This is a genomic window from Archangium gephyra, from assembly GCF_042230915.1.
GTDB classification, from domain to species: domain Bacteria; phylum Myxococcota; class Myxococcia; order Myxococcales; family Myxococcaceae; genus Archangium; species Archangium gephyra_B.
The window spans coordinates 11,384,811-11,400,339 of the sequence record NZ_CP102578.1 but is presented as its reverse complement, the minus strand read 5'-3'; the positions used below and the strand labels follow the sequence as shown (position 1 = coordinate 11,400,339).

Below are 15,529 nucleotides of genomic sequence, written 5' to 3'. Positions count from 1 at the left end.
TGGCGTCGTGAGTGGCAATGCACCCCAGCCGAAGCCGGCCACGTCCGGGAACGCGAGCGCTGGGAGTGCCGCGGCCCCGGCATCGCCCGCGCGCCCGGTGGCGCCCGTGGCTCCCCCGGCGGGTACGGCCTCGCGGGACGAGCGGCTGGCCGCGGGGCTGAAGCTGGCCTCGGCCCTGTGCGCGCTGGTGGCGGTGGGGCTCTTCGTCCGCCCGCTGCTCCTGGGTGAGCTGTCCACCCAGCCGCGGATGATTACGCTCCAGCCCACCTTCTCCCCGGAGCCCGTGGAGCGCCCCGCCGAGAGCCCGCCGGGCACGCCGGCCCCGGCCGAGCCCCCACCGGAGACGGTGACGCGCGAGGAGCGGGCCGACTTCGACGGAGCCATCCTGATGGTCGAGTCGGAGCCGTCCGGTGCCACCATCCGGGTGGACGGGAAGGACCAGGGCCAGACGCCGGTGTCGGTGGGGCTCGAGTGCCTGCCGGGCACGCCGGTGCTCGTGGAGTTCTCCCTGCGCGGCTACGAGAAGGCGAAGCACCGGACCGTCTGCCCGCACGACGCGCTGGTGAAGGTGACGGCCCGGATGCGCAAGGGCTCCGGGAAGGCTTCCGGCAAGAAGTGAGTCCCCGGCCCCCGGGCGGTCCTGGTAACCTCGCACGTCGCGTCCGGGGAGTGGACGCGTGCGTGGTTATGGGTGAGCTGGCCTGGGAGCTGACGGGCCGTGGGAGGCCCCTCTGTTGAAGCTGTTGCTGGTGGAGGACTCGCGTTCCGTCGTCGCCTTCCTCGAGCAGCTCCTGCGCCGGGAGCCGGACATCGAGCTGCTGCCGCCCGTGGCCAATGGCCGCGACGCGGTGGTGGCGGTGCAACGGTGGAACCCCCAGCTGGTGCTGATGGACCTGGTGCTGCCCGGAGGCATGGACGGGGTGGAGGCCATCACGGAGATCATGGCCACGGCGCCGTGCCCCATCGTGGTGCTCAGCGGGCAGCTGGAGACGCCGGGGCGGGACAGGACGTTCGAGTCCTTGAGGGCGGGGGCGGTGGATGTGCTGGCCAAGCCCACGGCGGGGGGGCTGGAGGCGGTGAAGGACTTCCGGGAGCGGCTGCTGCGCACGGTGCGGGTGATGGCGCATGCGCGGGTGGTGGGCCGCAGGAGGACGTCGCAGCGCCCGTCGTTGACGCTGTCCGCGGTGCCCCTGACCCCAGTGGCCATTCCACTGCCCGAGCCGAGGGCGTGCTCGCTGCTGGCGATTGGAGGCTCCACGGGAGCGCCGCCGCTGGTGTACGAGCTGTTGCGCGCGCTGCCGTCGCCGGCGCCCTTTCCGGTGGTGGTGGCGCAGCACATCGTCCGGGGGTTCGAGCCGGGCTTCGCGCGGTGGCTGGCGGGGACGGGGCACCGGACGGTGGCGGCGCGGGGAGGGGAGTGGCTGGAGCCGGGCGTGGTGTACGTGTCGCCGGCGGACAGCGATCTGGCGGTGCGGGGGGGCAAGCTGCAGACGCTGCCCTCGAGGGGCGTGGCGGTGCCGTCGGTGGACGTGCTCTTCGAGAGCGTGGCGGGCTTCTACGGCGCGAGGGCGGTGGGGTTGTTGCTGACGGGGATGGGGGAGGACGGGGCGAGGGGGCTGTTGACGCTGCGCCAGACGGGAGCGCTGACGGTGGCGCAGGACGGGGCGAGCTGCGTGGTGGACGGGATGCCGGGAGCGGCGAGAGCGATGGGCGCGGCGAGCCAGACACTCACGCCGGGAGAGATGGCCATGCTGATGGCGGCGCTCGGAAGACCCACTCCTCCCTCGCCCTCCGGGAGAGGGCCGGGGTGAGGGTGCCGGGGCTCCCGGGTTGAGCCCGTGTGCCCCTACTCCGAGCCAGGAGGATATTTCTTCATCAGTTCCTCCGGGAGGGGCGTGCGAAGGAACCTGAACCCCTTCCCGCTTCGCTCGGGGATGACCTGGAAGCCCTCGCCAGCGATTCGCACGAGCTCCCCATCACGGGTCTTTCCGCTGGCAAGCCACGCGTCTGCCTCTTCGCGCGTCGCGAACGTGTGGGCGACGACGATGTACTCAATGGCAGGGGTGTAGAACGCGCGAAAGAATTCGCGGTAGTCCCCCAGCTTCTGGGTCTCACGGACGTAGAGCAATGCCACCGCGGCGACGCGGAGCGCCTCGTCCTCTGGCGAGCCTTCTGGGTACTTCTCGTTCACGGTGCGCAGGCGGTCGAGAACGGAGTCGACATCGAAGTCCGGGTTGTATTTCATCGCCGTATCCAGATTAGAGGGCGAGAGGCGCCAGAATCAGCGCGCCAGAACCGCCCGTCGTCAGGACGAAGGCAACGCCAGCGACGATGCCGACGGTTCCAAGCGCGACCTCGGCCTTGTGCTTCCTGAGCCAGTCAACTGCCTCATGCATGCGGGAGAACTTCAGCTTCTTTTCCCGCTCTCGTGCCGCTTGTTCCTGTTCCTCGACGCACTGATTGAATTGCTCGCGGCAGCTCGTGATGCAGCGTTCGTAGTACCAGCCGCCCTGCTCCTTGGTGTGTGGCCACGGGTAGCGGTTCTTCCATCACCTGTCGATGCACTCCTCGTGCTCCTTCTGACAGTCATGGCCACCCGCGCCGCCACTTCCGAGCGCTGTACCGACTCCCTCCGTGTCTTCGGAAATGACATGGATGCGGGCCTCGGCCGGTCGCGCGTGGGCGCATCCAGCGCCTGCCATGGCGAGCGCCGTCATCAGGATGAGCACTTTCATCGGGGCGGTTCCTGGGGACCTCGCGTCCAGGGCGGGTGAGCCCACCTGCCGACTGCCGGGTAGCATAGCACCCGGCCCGCTCTGGCCCGGGCGCGGTCAGTGCCGCCCGCCACTGCCCCGCCGCGCACCTGACATTCCAGGTCATATTTTCGTGCCAACTTTTCCGGTCATGTCTACACTGGCCGGGTATGGGGAACGAACGGCCGGATGAGGAGGCACTGAGGGAGCCACTGGAGGAGGCGGGCCTGCCGCTGACCTTCTACGAGCGCCTGCATGCGGCCTCCGTGGACGAGAAGCTGGTGCTGGCGCGCGAGGCGGCGGGCCACCCGGGTTTCGACGAGGAGGACGCCTTCGAGGTGGGCAGCCACGTCGAGGAGGCCCTGAATCAGGCGGGCCGGTACGCGGAGCTCGAGGGGGTGCTGGACGTCTGGAAGGAGCGGGCCCCGCGCGTGTACGAGAGCGAGCCGGCGGTGCGCACCTGGCGCGTGGAGCTGGCGTTGCGGCTGCCGGGGCGGGACGTGAAGGGGGCGCTCGTGTCACTGGCGAGGCGGACGGGGGATGCCGCGCTGGTGTCGCGCCTGGCCGAGTGGTGTCTCTACCGGGGACGGCTCCACGAGGCGCGCGCGGGCCTGCTGGAGGCCTGGCCGCAGGTGCGCGAGGACGAGACGCTCGCCGAGTGGACGCGCGTGGACTACGTGACGCGCGCGGTGCTCACCTGCATGGACGCGGGGCTGCGCGAGGAGCCGGGCCTGTCGCTGGAGCGGTTGAACGAGCAGCTCTCGCTCTTCGACCGGGCGGTGCCCCACTGGGTGGCCCAGGGGCTGGAGCTGCGCACCGGCCGGCGGCCCTGGGTGCGCCGCGAGGGCAGCGCGCTGTTCGACCTGGCGCCGGAGGCGTTCTTCGACGAGCAGCGCGCGCTGGTGATGACCTTCGAGACCGAGCTGCGGGTGCGGCAGGGGTGGCCCTGGGGGCGCACGCAGTTGCTCTACCCCGAGCTCTTCCACCTGCTGCCCGGGCCCATGGGGCATGGCGGGGTGGTGAAGCGGCCCCTGCACCTGCTGCTGCCCGGGCTCACCGACCTGGAGCACTGGGTGCGCGGCCTGGGCGATGAGCGCGCCCTTCACCCGCACGTGCATGCCGCCACGGCGCTCGCGCTGCGCCCGTGGGGCGAGTACCTGCACCGGCTCGGGCTGGTGGACGACTCGGAGCTGGCGGAGTGGTGGGAGCGGGCGTGGGAGCTGCTCTCGGCCCTGCCCGAGCAGCTCGCGGCGGCGAATGATCCGCTGCTCGTGGAGGAGGCCCACCGCTTCCTCCGGGCAGGGTGGCCCCATGGCTGACGGTGACGCCCGGGCCCTGGTGCGCCGGATGGTGGAGCACTCGGAGCGGCTTCCCGCGTCCCTGCGCTCGGACATCCTCGCGCGTGGCCCCGAAGCGGTGGTGCCCCTGGTGGAGGTGTTGCTCGACGAGGCGGGCCATGCGCCCATCCACGCGGCGGAGCTCCTGACGCAACTCAAGGCCCCCGAGGCCATCGCCCCCATGGTGCGCCGCCTCATGCGCACCGAGCCGGGCGAGGTGCTCTACGACACGCTCCTGTATGCCTTGGAGGAATTCGGGCCCGCGGTGGTGCCCTCGGCGCTGGAGGCCCTGGCCCAGGCACGCACCGCGGACGAGCGCTTCGGGTTGCTCTCCGCGCTGTCGCACTGTGGCGTGAAGGATGAGCGCATCTACGTGGCGCTCCTCGCGCAGCTCCAGGAGGACTCCGTCGCGGCGGCGATGAACCTGTCCACCTACGGCGACGCGCGCGCCATCGAGCCCCTCACGCGCGCCCTCGCCGCCCATGAGGTGGACGAGGAGGCGGAGGACCTGTTCGCCAACCAGACCATCATCGAGCTGCAGCACGCCATCGAGCAGCTGGGGGGCACGCTCGACGCGGCGCAGCGGGACAAGGCCGCCCGGGCCCGGGGCTCGCGTCACCGGTTGAGCGCGCTGTTCCAGAACGTGCTCGACACGCTGCCGCCGCCGCCCGCGCAGCGGCTCCCGCGTCCTGGGCGCAACGAGCCCTGCTGGTGCGGCAGCGGGGTGAAGTACAAGAAGTGCCACCTGGGCGAGGACCCCCGGTAGCCGAGGGGCCCCGGCACGTGGACCGGGGCCCGGTGCGGGGGGCCTACCTCACGGACTGGGGGCGGCCGACGGCGTCGTGCAGCTCGCCTGGAAGTCGCGCGTCGCCGTCTGGTAGTCCTTCAGTTGGAGCGGCTGCGCCTCCGGGGTGAGGGTGAGCGTGGCGCCGTTGCCGCACTGCCACGCCGGCGGCGGCGTCACGGAGAGCTGCAACTGCTCGCCTCCGCTGGGCAGGTTGCTGACCTGATAGCTGCAGCGGCCGCGGCTGACGCGCACCGTGCGGTTGCCCAGCACGTCCTCGGGCGCGCCCGCGGGCGTCACCTTCACGGCCAGCCCCGCGCAGAAGTCCCCCTCCTTGGGGCCCACCTCGTCGGCCAGGGTGATGATGCCCGTCACGGTGCCGCTGCCCTCACGGGCTCCCCCGGTCGCGCTGCGGCTCGTGCCGCACCCGGCGGCGGTGGAGAGCAACAGGACGGCGATGGCGATGCGCTTCATGGATGTCGAACTCCTCATGCAATGGGTGAACGCCTGGCGTGCAGGCGGCCTGCGAGGCGCGACTCCGACAACTGCACTGGGCCTTCATTCCAGACGCGTGCGTGTGTGGATTTCACGAGGGCTTCCTGGCTATTCCGGGTACGGGACGCCGGATTCCGCACGCCCGGTGTGAGCCATCAGGTGGGATTAATGGAAGGAAAATGCAAGGCAGCCAGGGGGGGCGGCGGCCCCCTGCCGGGTAGCGCACGGGCGGGCGGCGGAGCGGTTGCCGGAGAGCCTCCGGGTGGAGCAGGGTGGAGCCCGAGCGGGAGGCACGAGAGGCGATGAGCGACGAGCAGAGCTGGAGGCCCGTGGAGGAGGGGCGCACGCTGGGGTTGGGCGGGGCGGAAGGGGGCACCATCGTCCGGGACGAGGAGCACCCGGCGGGGTTGCGCCTCACCCTGGAGGAGGACCCGGCGCGCTCGTTCTACGCGGTGACGTGCGGGGTGGCGGGGTGGCTGGTGCACAGCCGCTTCTTCGACAACGAGGCCTCGGCCCTCGCGGCGTGGGACGAGATGAAGCCGGCGCTGTTGGAGCTGGTGGTGCAGTTGCCCGCGGCGGGGGCGAAGGCGTTGGACCCGGCGACGCGGGCGGCGGGGGCGAAGCTGGGGGCCTTCATGGCGCGCTTCCCCTGAGCCCGGAAACACGCACGGGAAGGCCCGGGGGCGCGAGGGCCCACGGGTCTTCCCGGTCCATGCTCGAGGCTCGAGTGTCCGACGGGCTCGCGCCGTCCGCCTAGTAGGTCCCGCCGAGCTGCAGCAGCGCCTGGTAGCGCCCGTTCCAGATGTCGTTGTCGACCGGAGCGAAGTTCTGGGCGAACGGGATGTTGTAGCTCACGCGGGCGTCCGCGGTGAGCAGCGAGCCGATGTTGTAGCGCAGGCCCACGCCGGCGGGCACGTACCCGCTGGTGTCATCCTCGAAGCCAGCGAGCGGGGCGAGGCCGCGCACGTTGTGGTTCTCGATGCCGATGCCGCCCATGAGGTACGGCTGGAGCTTCGTCGGAACGAGGCCGACGGTGACGGCCGCCTGGCCGCCGTTGCGGATGATGTCCGCGCCGTTCGCCGCGCCGCCCGGCCCGAACGTGTCGATGTCCGACAGGCCGCCGCTGTAGGCCAGCTCGAGGCCCAGGCCGCGGGTGGGCTTGAAGCCAACCGTGGCGCCATAGGCGAAGCCCGCGTTGATGTCGGGGGCGAGCTCACCGGTGTAGCCCTCGGTGCCGCCGCCCAGGAGCACGTAGAGTCCCGTGTCGGAGCCCCGCTCCTCGGCGCGCATCGTCGACTTCTCATGGTGGATGCCGGAGCCGCCGTAACCCGGCTCCTTCCACTCATCGCCTGCCAGGGCCGCGCCCCCCCACAGCGCCGCCACGCACAACCCCAAACGGATGACGGACTTCATGTGTCGGACTCCTTTCAAGTGTCCGCTGGCAAGCTGTGGTCGGGTGGAAGGGGACTGCAACGGTGCGTGAAGAGCCGGCTCGCCCCCCTGGTTGGTGGAGCGCCGGGCGGGGCAGGGGTGTCCAGCCGGCGTTCATCGCCCCTCCCGGAGAGGTCATTTCGTGCCGTCTTCGGGCGGGACGCGGAGTGGGGCGTGGCGCAAGGCGTCATCCCGCGCGGGGGGCGCGACGGCGGCTTCCACGAAGCAGCGGCATCGGCCCGCACGGGTGGGCGGGGGGAGGGGTCGCTCGTGGATCGCGACGGCCGCGTTCCGCCGGGGACGAGGGTCGTGCTCTTTTGAGCCCTCGGGGGGTCTGTTGTTCCACCGAGGGAGATTTCCATGAATTTCGTGAAGAGTGGGTTGGCATTGCTGGCGGGTGTGTCGTGTCTGTTCGCCGTGGAGGCGCGAGCGCAGTGCGCCAACGCGTGCTCCACCGTCACCCCGAAGCAGCCGGTCATCCTCGTCCACGGCCGCAACGACGACGCGACGCGTTGGGACACGCTGGTGTCCGCCTGGAGCGCGCGGGGCTACACCGAGGGCGTCAACCTCTTCCGCTTCGACATGGCGCGCGACTGCGGCGCCAAGGACTTCTGCTCGGTGCTGCCCGGGTACGCGGCCACCTACGTCAACGAGAGCTACGCGAAGTGCCTGGCGGCCTTCATCGACAAGAAGGTGCCGTGCGTGAACGGGGTCTGCCCCGCGGTGGACCTGGTGGCCCACTCGCAGGGCACGGTGACGGCGCGCTACTACACCCGCTTCCTGGCCAACCGGGTGGTGAATGACCTGGTGGTGATGTCCTCGCCGCACAACGGCATCACCAACTGCGGGCTCGTCTCGGGCTGCGGAGGGGTGAACCCGGAGGACTGCTCCAACAGCGCCTTCCTGCGCAAGCTCAACGGGGTGGCGCCCGAGGGCGATGGCTCCAACGACGAGACGCCCGGGGCCACCTTCCTGGGCCCGGTGCACTACGCCTCGGTGGTGAGCGACGGGGACACGGTGGTGCCGCCCTGGTGCGGCGGGTACTTCCTGGTGGACCCGGCGACGAAGAACGGGGGCATGCTGGACTGCCGCCGGCCCAACTACACGGTGGACCCGGACTCCAGCGCCTGCTTCGTGGCGAAGATTCAGCACCTGGTGGTGCCGCGCGACACCAACGCCATCAACTTCGCCTACTGCGAGGTCAACCGGGATTGAGCCACGTGGGGAGTCAGCTGACCGGACATGTCAGACCCGGAGGGGATACTGCGTCAGGTGCGGCGTTCCTTCGAGGGGGGTTCTCCATGTTCCGCCAGACCGGGCAGCATTTGATGACCGAGCCGGACACGGTGTGCCTGGGCTTCGCGCGAGCGGGCAACGAGGGGCACCTGGTCCGGTCCGAGAGCCGGGGGCTGCCGACCTTCGTGTCGGCGGAGCCGCCGCGCTCCGAGGGGGAGGCGCTGCTGCGGCGCATCTTCTCCAAGGGCGAGCGGTAACCCGTTTCCCTACACCCTGGCCCACTCCCTGCGCTCCTTTCCCTCTCCCCCCGGGAGAGGGGCGGGGTGAGGGTATCGCGGGCCTTGGGCCGTGCCCGCCGTTGCGAGGCCGCCCCGGGACTGCGACGGTTCCGTGCATGGAACGAGCACTCGAGCGCGTCATCGAGCACCTGTCCCGGGCCCGGAGTGTGCTGTTCGTCACGGGGGCGGGGATCTCCGCGGAGTCGGGCATCCCCACGTACCGGGGCATCGGCGGGCTCTACAACGGGAAGACGACGGAGGGGGGCGTGCCCATCGAGGTGGCGCTCTCGGGGAGCATGTTCCGGAGCCGGCCCGCGCTGACGTGGAAGCACCTGCACGAGATTGAGAGCGCCTGCCGGGGGGCGAAGTTCAACCGGGCCCACGAAATCCTGGCGCGGATGGAGGGCTGCTTCGAGCGCTGCTGGGTGCTCACGCAGAACGTGGATGGCTTCCACAAGGCGGCGGGCTCGAGGAACGTCATCGACATCCACGGGGACATCCACGAGCTGCGCTGCACGCAGTGCGATTTCACGGAGCGGGTGGAGGACTACGCGCACCTGGCGCCCTGTCCGTCCTGCCCCCAATGTGGCTCGGTGGTGCGCCCCGAGGTGGTGCTCTTCGAGGAGCTGCTGCCGCCGGAGAAGGTGGCGGTGATGGAGCGGGAGTTCGCCCGGGGCTTCGATCTGGTGTTCTCCATCGGGACGTCGAGCCTGTTCCCATACATCACCGCGCCGGTGGTGGAGGCCGTGGCGCGCCAGCGTCCCACGGTGGAGATCAACCCGGGGCGCACCCAGCTCTCGGACGTGGTGGACGTCCACGTGCAGACGGGCGCGGTGGCCGCGTGCGAGGCGCTGTGGGCCGCGCGGGACCAGTGGACACGGCGGTAGGGCACCCCGGAACACCTCCGGCTTCTTTGGCCTATGCTCCCCTGGCGGTGCACCCGCGGGGAGGCTTGCGCCATGGACGAGCAGGAGCCTGGAGGGAAGGCCCAGCCGGGAGTGGATGGGGCGCAGGAGACGAGCACCGTGGAGCCGCTGCGGCTCGTCCCGCCCGTGCCCATTCCGGGTGGAGCTCCTGGCCTGCTCCCCTCCCGGGAGGAAGGCCCTGGCGCCCTGTCCTCCGGGAGCACCCTGGCGGGCCGGTATACCGTGCTGCACCGGCTCGGCCAGGGCGGCATGGGCGTGGTGCTGGCCGCCTATGACGCACGGCTGGACAGACGCGTGGCCCTCAAGCTGCTGCGCTACGAGCGGGACTCGCAGGGGGACGGCGCTGGCGAACAGAACGCCCGCCAGGTGCGCGAGGCCATGGCCATGGCGCGCCTCTCCCATCCCAACGTGGTGGCCGTCTATGACGCGGGTCCCCTCGAGGACGGCTCCCTCTTCATCGCCATGGAATACGTGCGGGGACGGACGTTGCGGCAGTGGTGCGCGCAACAGGCTCGCTCCTGGCGAGAGGTCCTGGACGCGTACCTGGCTGCCGGCAGGGGGCTGGCGGCGGCGCATGCGGCCGGGTTGGTGCACCGCGACTTCAAGCCGGACAACGTGCTGGTGGATGAGGCGGGCCGGGTCCGGGTGACCGACTTCGGTCTGGCGCGCCGGAGTGAAGGACTGGCCGGGACGTCCACCGGGGAGCACCCGTCCGAAGCGCCCGAGCCCGCCGGTTCCACCCACCCGCTGGAGCTGCCGCTGACCCGGGAGGGGGCCGTGCTGGGCACGCCGGCCTATATGGCTCCCGAGCAGTTCCGGGGCATCCCCGTGGACGCCCGCTGCGACCAGTTCTCCTTTGCGGTGGCCCTCTGGGAAGCCTTCCATGGCGAGCGGCCCTTCGAGGGGGATACCTTCACCGAGCGCAAGGTGAACGTGCTGAGGGGGCGCATCCGGCCCCCACCGCCCCACTCCAAGGTGCCGCCGTGGATCTCCCACGCCCTCCAGCGCGCCCTCGCGCCCGAGCCCGGAGCCCGCTACCCCTCGCTGGACGCCCTGCTGGCCACCCTGGAGCGTGACCCCGCCCGGCTCCGCCGCCGGTGGTTGTCCGCCGCGGCCCTGTTCCTCCTCGTCACCGGGTCCGGCCTGCTCGCCTACGGTCTCTGGCACCAGCGGCACGCCCAGCTGTGCACCGGCGGCGCGGCGAAGCTGGTGGGCATCTGGGACGCACCGCGCCAGGCGGCCATCGAGAAGGCCTTCCTCGCCACGGGCCGGGACTATGCCCGCGACACCTGGGGGCGCGTGCGCGAGGCGCTCGATGCGCATACCGCGGCGTGGCTGGACATGCACCAGGACACTTGCGAGGCCACCCGCCTGCGCGGCGAGCAGTCCGAGGCCGTCATGTCGCTGCGCATGGCGTGCCTGGAGGGCCGCCGGCAGGAACTGGCCGCGCTCACCGAGGTCTTCACCGGCGCGGACGAGACGGTGGTGGAGAAGGCCCTCTCGGCCACCAGCTCGCTGCGGCGGCTCCGGGGCTGCGCGGACGTGGAGGCGCTCCTGTCCGAGGTGAAGCCGCCCGAGGATGCCACCACCCGTGAGGCCGTGCAGAACGCGCGGGTGCAGCTCGCCCGCGTCAAGGCGTTCACCGAGGCCGGCAAGTTCAAGGATGCCGTGGAGCAGGCGACGGAGGTGGCCCGGAAGACGTCGACGCTCGGCTATCCGCCCGTGCACGCCGAGGCCCTCTTCACGCAGGCGTGGGTGCAGCTCATCTCCGGGGAGAACAAGGGCGTGGCCCCGCTGCTCACCGAGGCGCTGTGGCTGGCGCATGACTCGCGGCACGACACCCTCGTCGCGGCGGCCAGCACGCGGCTGATGGGCTACTACAGCCAGCACGACTCCCCGGAGGAGACCGCGCGGTGGGAGCGCTTCGCCAGGTCCTGGTTGGATCGGCTGGGAGAGAACGGCGAGCTGCGGGCCATCTTCCACAACAACCGGGGCCTGGCCTTCTACCAGCAGGGCCAGTTCGCCGAGGCGTACGAGTCCTTCGACAAGGCCTTCACCCTGTCGGGGCAGACGCTCGGCCCCGCGCACGCGACGACGCTGCGCTACGCGAGCAACTCGCTGGCAGCACTGAGCAACCTGGACCGCATGGACGAGTCCCTGCGAGCCCTGGAGACGCTCGTCTCCGTGGGGAAGCGCAACCTGGGGCCGCTGCACCCGTTCCTCGCCCAGCCGATGCTGAACCTGTCGAGCCTGTACGTCGCGCAGGCGCGGTTCGCGGATGCGCGCAGCCTCCTCGAGCGGATCCGGGAGATCGGCGAGCAGGCCTTCCGGCCCAACTCCGATGCGTGGGCGTCCTACCATCTCTCGGTGGGAGAGCTCGACAGCGAGCAGGGCCGGGATGCCGAGGCGCTCGGGCACTACGAAGAAGCCGCGCGCCTGTTCCAGGAGCTCACGGGCCCGGAGAGCCCGGACGCGCTGCAATCGCTCCTGCGGATGGCCGAGTGCCAGCTGGCGCTGGGGAGGCTCCCCCAGGCGCAGCAGAACTTCCAGCGGGTGTTCGAGCTGACGAAGAAGGACCCGCGGCAGGAGTACCTCCACGCGCTGGGGCTGAGCGGACTGGCGGACCTGCACGCCATCCGGGGCCAGCATGACAAGGCCCTCCGGCTGCGCCAGGAAGGGCTGGCGTTGCGCGAGCGGCTCCTGGGCGCCGAGCACTTCAACACGTCGCTGAGCCGGATGGACGTCGCGAACAGCTACCTGTCGCTGGGTCAGCCCGCGCGCGCTCTGGCCCCCTTGGAGCGGGTGCAGGCCCTCTACGAGAAGACGGCGGCCCTGGACTCGACGGCTGGCGCCATGCTGGCGGCGAACAAGGGCGAGGCCCTGTTGAAGCTGGGGAGGCCCTCCGAGGCCATTGCGATGCTCGAGCGCGCGCTGCGGAACGTCGAGGCCCACCGGGGGCGCCCCGAGTACCTGGCCTCCGTCCAGTCCGTCCTGGCCCGGGCCCTGTGGCGCACGGGGCAGCAGCCGGAGCGCGCCCTGCAACTCGCCCAACTGGCGCACGCCACCTACCTCCTAGCTCCCATCCCCAACACGGCCGAGCTGGCCGCGCTCGAGGAGATGCTGAAGCAACAGGCCGCATACGTCGCCACACTGCCGGCCTCCGAGTAGTGCGCTCGGCGGTACTGAACTACCGCCCCGGGTCGAGGCTAAATGAAGCTCACCTGATTGCCGCCCCTGAACCACACGAAGTGCGGGAGAACCACAAAACTGGGGCAGGCTCAGACGGGCCATGGCGCGAGAGGTGGACGTGAAGCAGTGGCGGGACGAGTTGGTCTCGGCATGCAGGTCCGGCGAGGAGGTACGAGCCCGCGCCTTGGTTCGGCAACCTGGGCCGCGGAAGGGCGCGCGGGCGAGCCTGGTCCGCAGACTCGAGCGGCTGGCCGCCGGAAAGCCGGACCTGGGTGATGTGAACACGATCGCCCGGGCGCTCTGGCACAAACGCCACCCGGAGCTGCTCCCCGTCGTCCGGCGGAGCCTGCAGAAGCTGGCTCTTCCGGGGCTGAGCTCTCTCGGTGGCCTGCTCGTCGCCCGGAAGCGGGTGGAAGCCTTCTCCCTTCACGAGGGCTCCCTACGCGCCGCCGTCCTGCTGCAATACGTGGGGCGGCCCGAGGATGCCGAGCTCCTCCTGGCCCACCGTCCGGCGGAGCCCATCCTCGCCAAGGTCTTCGATGACGCGGTGGCGGCTCTGCACAAACAGGGCACGTGAGCTGGATGCCGGGAAGCCTCCGCCCTACCGCCCCGGCTCCCACAGGCGCGCGAGCGAGGCCACGCGCTCGCCCCGGCCGGCGACCAACAGCACATCGCCCGCGTGGAGCATGGCCTCGGGGATGGGCTCGTTCACCACGCCCCGGTGCTGGATGGCGATGACGTTGAGCCCGTGCGTCTGCCGCAGCCGCAGCTCCTGCAGGCTCTTGCCCGAGGCGTGCTCGGGCACCCGCAGCTCGGCCAGCGCGTAACCGTTGGGCAGCTCCGTGCTCGACTGCATGCTCGTGTGCAGCAGCAGGCGCGCGAGCTGGTCTCCCATCTCCGCCTCCGGGTACACCACGCGCGTGGCCCCCGCGAGCGCCAGAATCTTCCCTCGCTGCCGGTTGGACGAGCGCGCCACCACCGTCTTCACCCCGAGCCCCTTGAGCACGGACGTGCCCAGCACGGCCGCCTCGAAGTCCTCCTCGCCCAGGGCGATGACGGCCGTCTCCGCCTTGCCCACCCCGAGCGCCCGCATGGCCTCCTCCGAGGTGCAGTCCGCCTTCACTGCCTGCACCACGTCGTCCTTGATGGCCTCCACGCGCTCCAGCGACAGGTCCACCGCGAGCACCTCGCCACCGGCCTCGCTGAGGCGCCGGGCCACGTGCTCGCCGAACTGTCCCAGGCCCACCACCACGTACGTCCTGCGCATCCTCGCTCCTCAGCCCACGACAATCTTCGTCGAGGGGTAGCTGTAGCTCGCCCGCGCCTTGGACAGGCCCACCGCGAGCGCCAGGGTGAAGGGCCCCAGCCGCCCCACGAACATCAGCGCGCACACCACCCACCGGCCCGCCGTCGACAGCTGCGGCGTCACCCCCGTCGTCACCCCCACCGTGCCGAAGGCGCTCACCGCCTCGAAGAGCACGTCCCGGAAGGGCAGGTGCGGCTCGGCGGCGAAGAGCAGGAAGGCCAGCGTGAACAGCAGCCCGAAGGAGATGAGCGCCACGGCGCACGCCCGGTACACCGTGGCCGGCGGCACGCTGCGTCCCAGGATGTCCACCTCGGAGCGGTTGCGCAGCAGGGCCCGCAAGGTGAAGGCGAGCACCGCCACCGTCGTCGTCTTCACGCCGCCCGCGGTGCCTCCCGGCGAGCCGCCGATGAACATCAGCACCAGGCTCAGCAGCAGCATGGGCGTGCCCAGCTTCGCCAGGTCCACCGAGTTGAAGCCCGCGGTGCGCAGCGAGACGCTCTGGAAGAAGCTGGCCCACAGCCGCTCGCCCAGCGGCAGCCCCGCCAGCGAGTGGTTCCACTCCAGCACCAGCCACGCGAGCGCCCCGCCCACCGCGAGCGCGGCGCTGGTGAGCAGCACCACGCGCGTGTGCACCGGCAGGAAGCGCCAGCCCCGGCGCGCGCCCCGCTCCCGCCACAGCTCCCAGTCCAGCAGCGAGGTGACGACGGGGAAGCCCAGGCCGCCCAGGGTGATGAGCGCCATGACGGTGAGGTTGACGCCGGGGTTGCCGGCGAAGCGCACGAAGTTGTCCGGGTACAGGCCGAAGCCCGCGTTGCAGAAGGCGCTCACCGAGTGGAACAGCGCGGAGAAGGCGCGCTCGGAGGTGGACAGCACCCGCCCGTCCGGGGCCAGCCCCAGCGACGGGTAGAGGGCCAGCGCGCCCAGCACCTCCAGCGTCACGGTGATGAGCGACATGGAGTAGAGCAGCCCCTGGAAGCCCTGGACCGTCTCCTCCTCGAGAATCTCCTGCATGGCGCCGCGGGTGCGCGCCGACAGCTGGCTGCGGAACGCCAGGGCCAGCGTGGTGGTGAGCGTCATGATGCCCAGGCCGCCCACCTGGATGAGCCCCAGAATCACCCAGTGGCCGAAGGTGCTGAAGTAGCTGCCCGGGTCCACCACCGACAGCCCCGTCACGCACGAGGCGCTGGTGGCGGTGAAGAGGGCCACCATGAAGGGCGCGCCCAGCCCGTCACGCGTGGCGGCGGGGAACATCAGCGCCAGCGTGCCCAGGGCGATGGTGAACAGGAAGGAGAGGCACAGCAGCGGCAGCGGGCGGCGCAGCAGCGCCTGGAGCACGGGCCGCGCGGGGCGCCATGCCACCAGATCGATCGACTCCCGTGCCAGCAGGCGCAGCGACAGCAGGGTCGCCGCTCCCCGGGGGCCGGCCGCGCCCAGGGACAGCGCCGCCGGCAGGGCGAAGAGCAGATCCGGCCACCGGTGGCGCCACAGCCGCAGGCGGAAGGCCCAGGCGTCTCGCAGCAGCTCTCCGGCGAAGGTGGCCACCACCGCCCCGGCCAGCACCGCGGCCACGGCCTCGCGCCAGGGCGCGTCCGTTCTACTCCCGGTGAAGAACTCGAAGACAATCAGCGCGGCCACCGACACGAAGCTCAGCCGGCGCAGTCCATCTCCCCGGTGCCGGGGACGGCGGCGGGGCTCCACGGGAGGGACGGGCGTGAGCGGAGGGGGCTCGGGGAGGGGGTCGGGCGGCGCCTGGAGGCTCGGGGAGTTCATCGCTGGCGGAGGGCCGACCCTATC

General features: G+C 71.4%; 16 protein-coding genes. 11 read left to right on the top strand and 5 right to left on the bottom strand.

The features are described 5' to 3' along the window. Positions 1 to 7: 7 nt before the first annotated feature. Together NR798_RS45085 and NR798_RS45080 are read left to right on the top strand one after the other, a co-directional pair. On the top strand, positions 8 to 619 hold the full coding sequence (locus NR798_RS45085) for a PEGA domain-containing protein (RefSeq protein WP_375768815.1): 612 nt from the start codon (positions 8 to 10) through the stop codon (positions 617 to 619). 115 nt (positions 620 to 734) lie between these two features. After that, positions 735 to 1,811: a chemotaxis protein CheB gene (locus NR798_RS45080; protein WP_375768814.1), complete on the top strand. Its 1,077-nt coding sequence runs from the start codon at positions 735 to 737 to the stop codon at positions 1,809 to 1,811. A gap of 35 nt (positions 1,812 to 1,846) precedes the next feature. Here the strand turns inward: NR798_RS45080 and NR798_RS45075 are convergent, their stop codons facing one another. Continuing rightward, a complete protein-coding gene (locus tag NR798_RS45075; protein WP_375768813.1) occupies positions 1,847 to 2,245 on the bottom strand; it encodes a hypothetical protein in 399 nt (132 codons plus the stop codon). Here NR798_RS45075 and NR798_RS45070 point away from each other — a divergent pair. From NR798_RS45070 to NR798_RS45060, 3 genes are all read left to right on the top strand, one after another. Continuing rightward, complete coding sequence (locus NR798_RS45070; RefSeq protein ID WP_375768812.1) at positions 2,235 to 2,774, top strand: hypothetical protein; 540 nt, start codon at positions 2,235 to 2,237, stop codon at positions 2,772 to 2,774. The two genes, NR798_RS45075 and NR798_RS45070, sit on opposite strands and share 11 nt — an antisense overlap. A 149-nt stretch (positions 2,775 to 2,923) precedes the next feature. Continuing rightward, positions 2,924 to 4,072, top strand: coding sequence for a hypothetical protein (locus NR798_RS45065; protein WP_375768811.1), 1,149 nt, complete (start codon positions 2,924 to 2,926; stop codon positions 4,070 to 4,072). Further along, positions 4,065 to 4,856 carry a YecA family protein gene (locus NR798_RS45060; protein WP_375768810.1) on the top strand — a complete coding sequence of 264 codons (792 nt, stop codon included), beginning with the start codon at positions 4,065 to 4,067 and terminating at the stop codon, positions 4,854 to 4,856. The genes NR798_RS45065 and NR798_RS45060 overlap by 8 nt, the downstream gene beginning before the upstream one ends. 48 nt (positions 4,857 to 4,904) lie before the next feature. On the opposite strand, the gene NR798_RS45055 is transcribed toward NR798_RS45060, so the two are convergent. After that, on the bottom strand, positions 4,905 to 5,348 hold the full coding sequence (locus tag NR798_RS45055) for a hypothetical protein (protein ID WP_375768809.1): 444 nt from the start codon (positions 5,346 to 5,348) through the stop codon (positions 4,905 to 4,907). Positions 5,349 to 5,671: 323 nt separating this feature from the next. On the opposite strand from NR798_RS45055, the gene NR798_RS45050 reads away from it, so the two are divergent. Further along, on the top strand, positions 5,672 to 6,022 hold the full coding sequence (locus NR798_RS45050) for a hypothetical protein (protein WP_375768808.1): 351 nt from the start codon (positions 5,672 to 5,674) through the stop codon (positions 6,020 to 6,022). Positions 6,023 to 6,122: 100 nt separating this feature from the next. Here the strand turns inward: NR798_RS45050 and NR798_RS45045 are convergent, their stop codons facing one another. Continuing rightward, complete coding sequence (locus tag NR798_RS45045) at positions 6,123 to 6,782, bottom strand: hypothetical protein (protein WP_375768807.1); 660 nt, start codon at positions 6,780 to 6,782, stop codon at positions 6,123 to 6,125. A gap of 378 nt (positions 6,783 to 7,160) precedes the next feature. On the opposite strand from NR798_RS45045, the gene NR798_RS45040 reads away from it, so the two are divergent. The 5 genes from NR798_RS45040 to NR798_RS45020 all read left to right on the top strand — a co-directional run bounded on the left by NR798_RS45040 (position 7,161) and on the right by NR798_RS45020 (position 13,006). Then, positions 7,161 to 8,015: a hypothetical protein gene (locus NR798_RS45040; RefSeq protein ID WP_375768806.1), complete on the top strand. Its 855-nt coding sequence runs from the start codon at positions 7,161 to 7,163 to the stop codon at positions 8,013 to 8,015. Between the two features lie 86 nt (positions 8,016 to 8,101). Then, a complete protein-coding gene (locus tag NR798_RS45035) occupies positions 8,102 to 8,293 on the top strand; it encodes a hypothetical protein (protein WP_375768805.1) in 192 nt (63 codons plus the stop codon). 137 nt (positions 8,294 to 8,430) lie between these two features. Then, the gene (locus tag NR798_RS45030; protein WP_375768804.1) at positions 8,431 to 9,201 is read left to right on the top strand and encodes an NAD-dependent deacetylase; all 771 of its coding nucleotides are present in this window, start codon (positions 8,431 to 8,433) and stop codon (positions 9,199 to 9,201) included. A 72-nt stretch (positions 9,202 to 9,273) separates the two neighbouring features. After that, the gene (locus tag NR798_RS45025) at positions 9,274 to 12,408 is read left to right on the top strand and encodes a tetratricopeptide repeat protein (RefSeq protein WP_375768803.1); all 3,135 of its coding nucleotides are present in this window, start codon (positions 9,274 to 9,276) and stop codon (positions 12,406 to 12,408) included. Positions 12,409 to 12,613: 205 nt separating this feature from the next. After that, on the top strand, positions 12,614 to 13,006 hold the full coding sequence (locus tag NR798_RS45020) for a hypothetical protein (protein WP_375768802.1): 393 nt from the start codon (positions 12,614 to 12,616) through the stop codon (positions 13,004 to 13,006). Positions 13,007 to 13,030: 24 nt separating this feature from the next. Here the strand turns inward: NR798_RS45020 and NR798_RS45015 are convergent, their stop codons facing one another. Together NR798_RS45015 and NR798_RS45010 are read right to left on the bottom strand one after the other, a co-directional pair. Further along, complete coding sequence (locus tag NR798_RS45015) at positions 13,031 to 13,696, bottom strand: potassium channel family protein (RefSeq protein WP_375768801.1); 666 nt, start codon at positions 13,694 to 13,696, stop codon at positions 13,031 to 13,033. 9 nt (positions 13,697 to 13,705) lie between these two features. Further along, positions 13,706 to 15,505 (bottom strand): TrkH family potassium uptake protein, encoded by a 1,800-nt coding sequence (locus NR798_RS45010; RefSeq protein WP_375768800.1) that lies wholly within the window; start codon positions 15,503 to 15,505, stop codon positions 13,706 to 13,708. Positions 15,506 to 15,529: the final 24 nt, after the last annotated feature.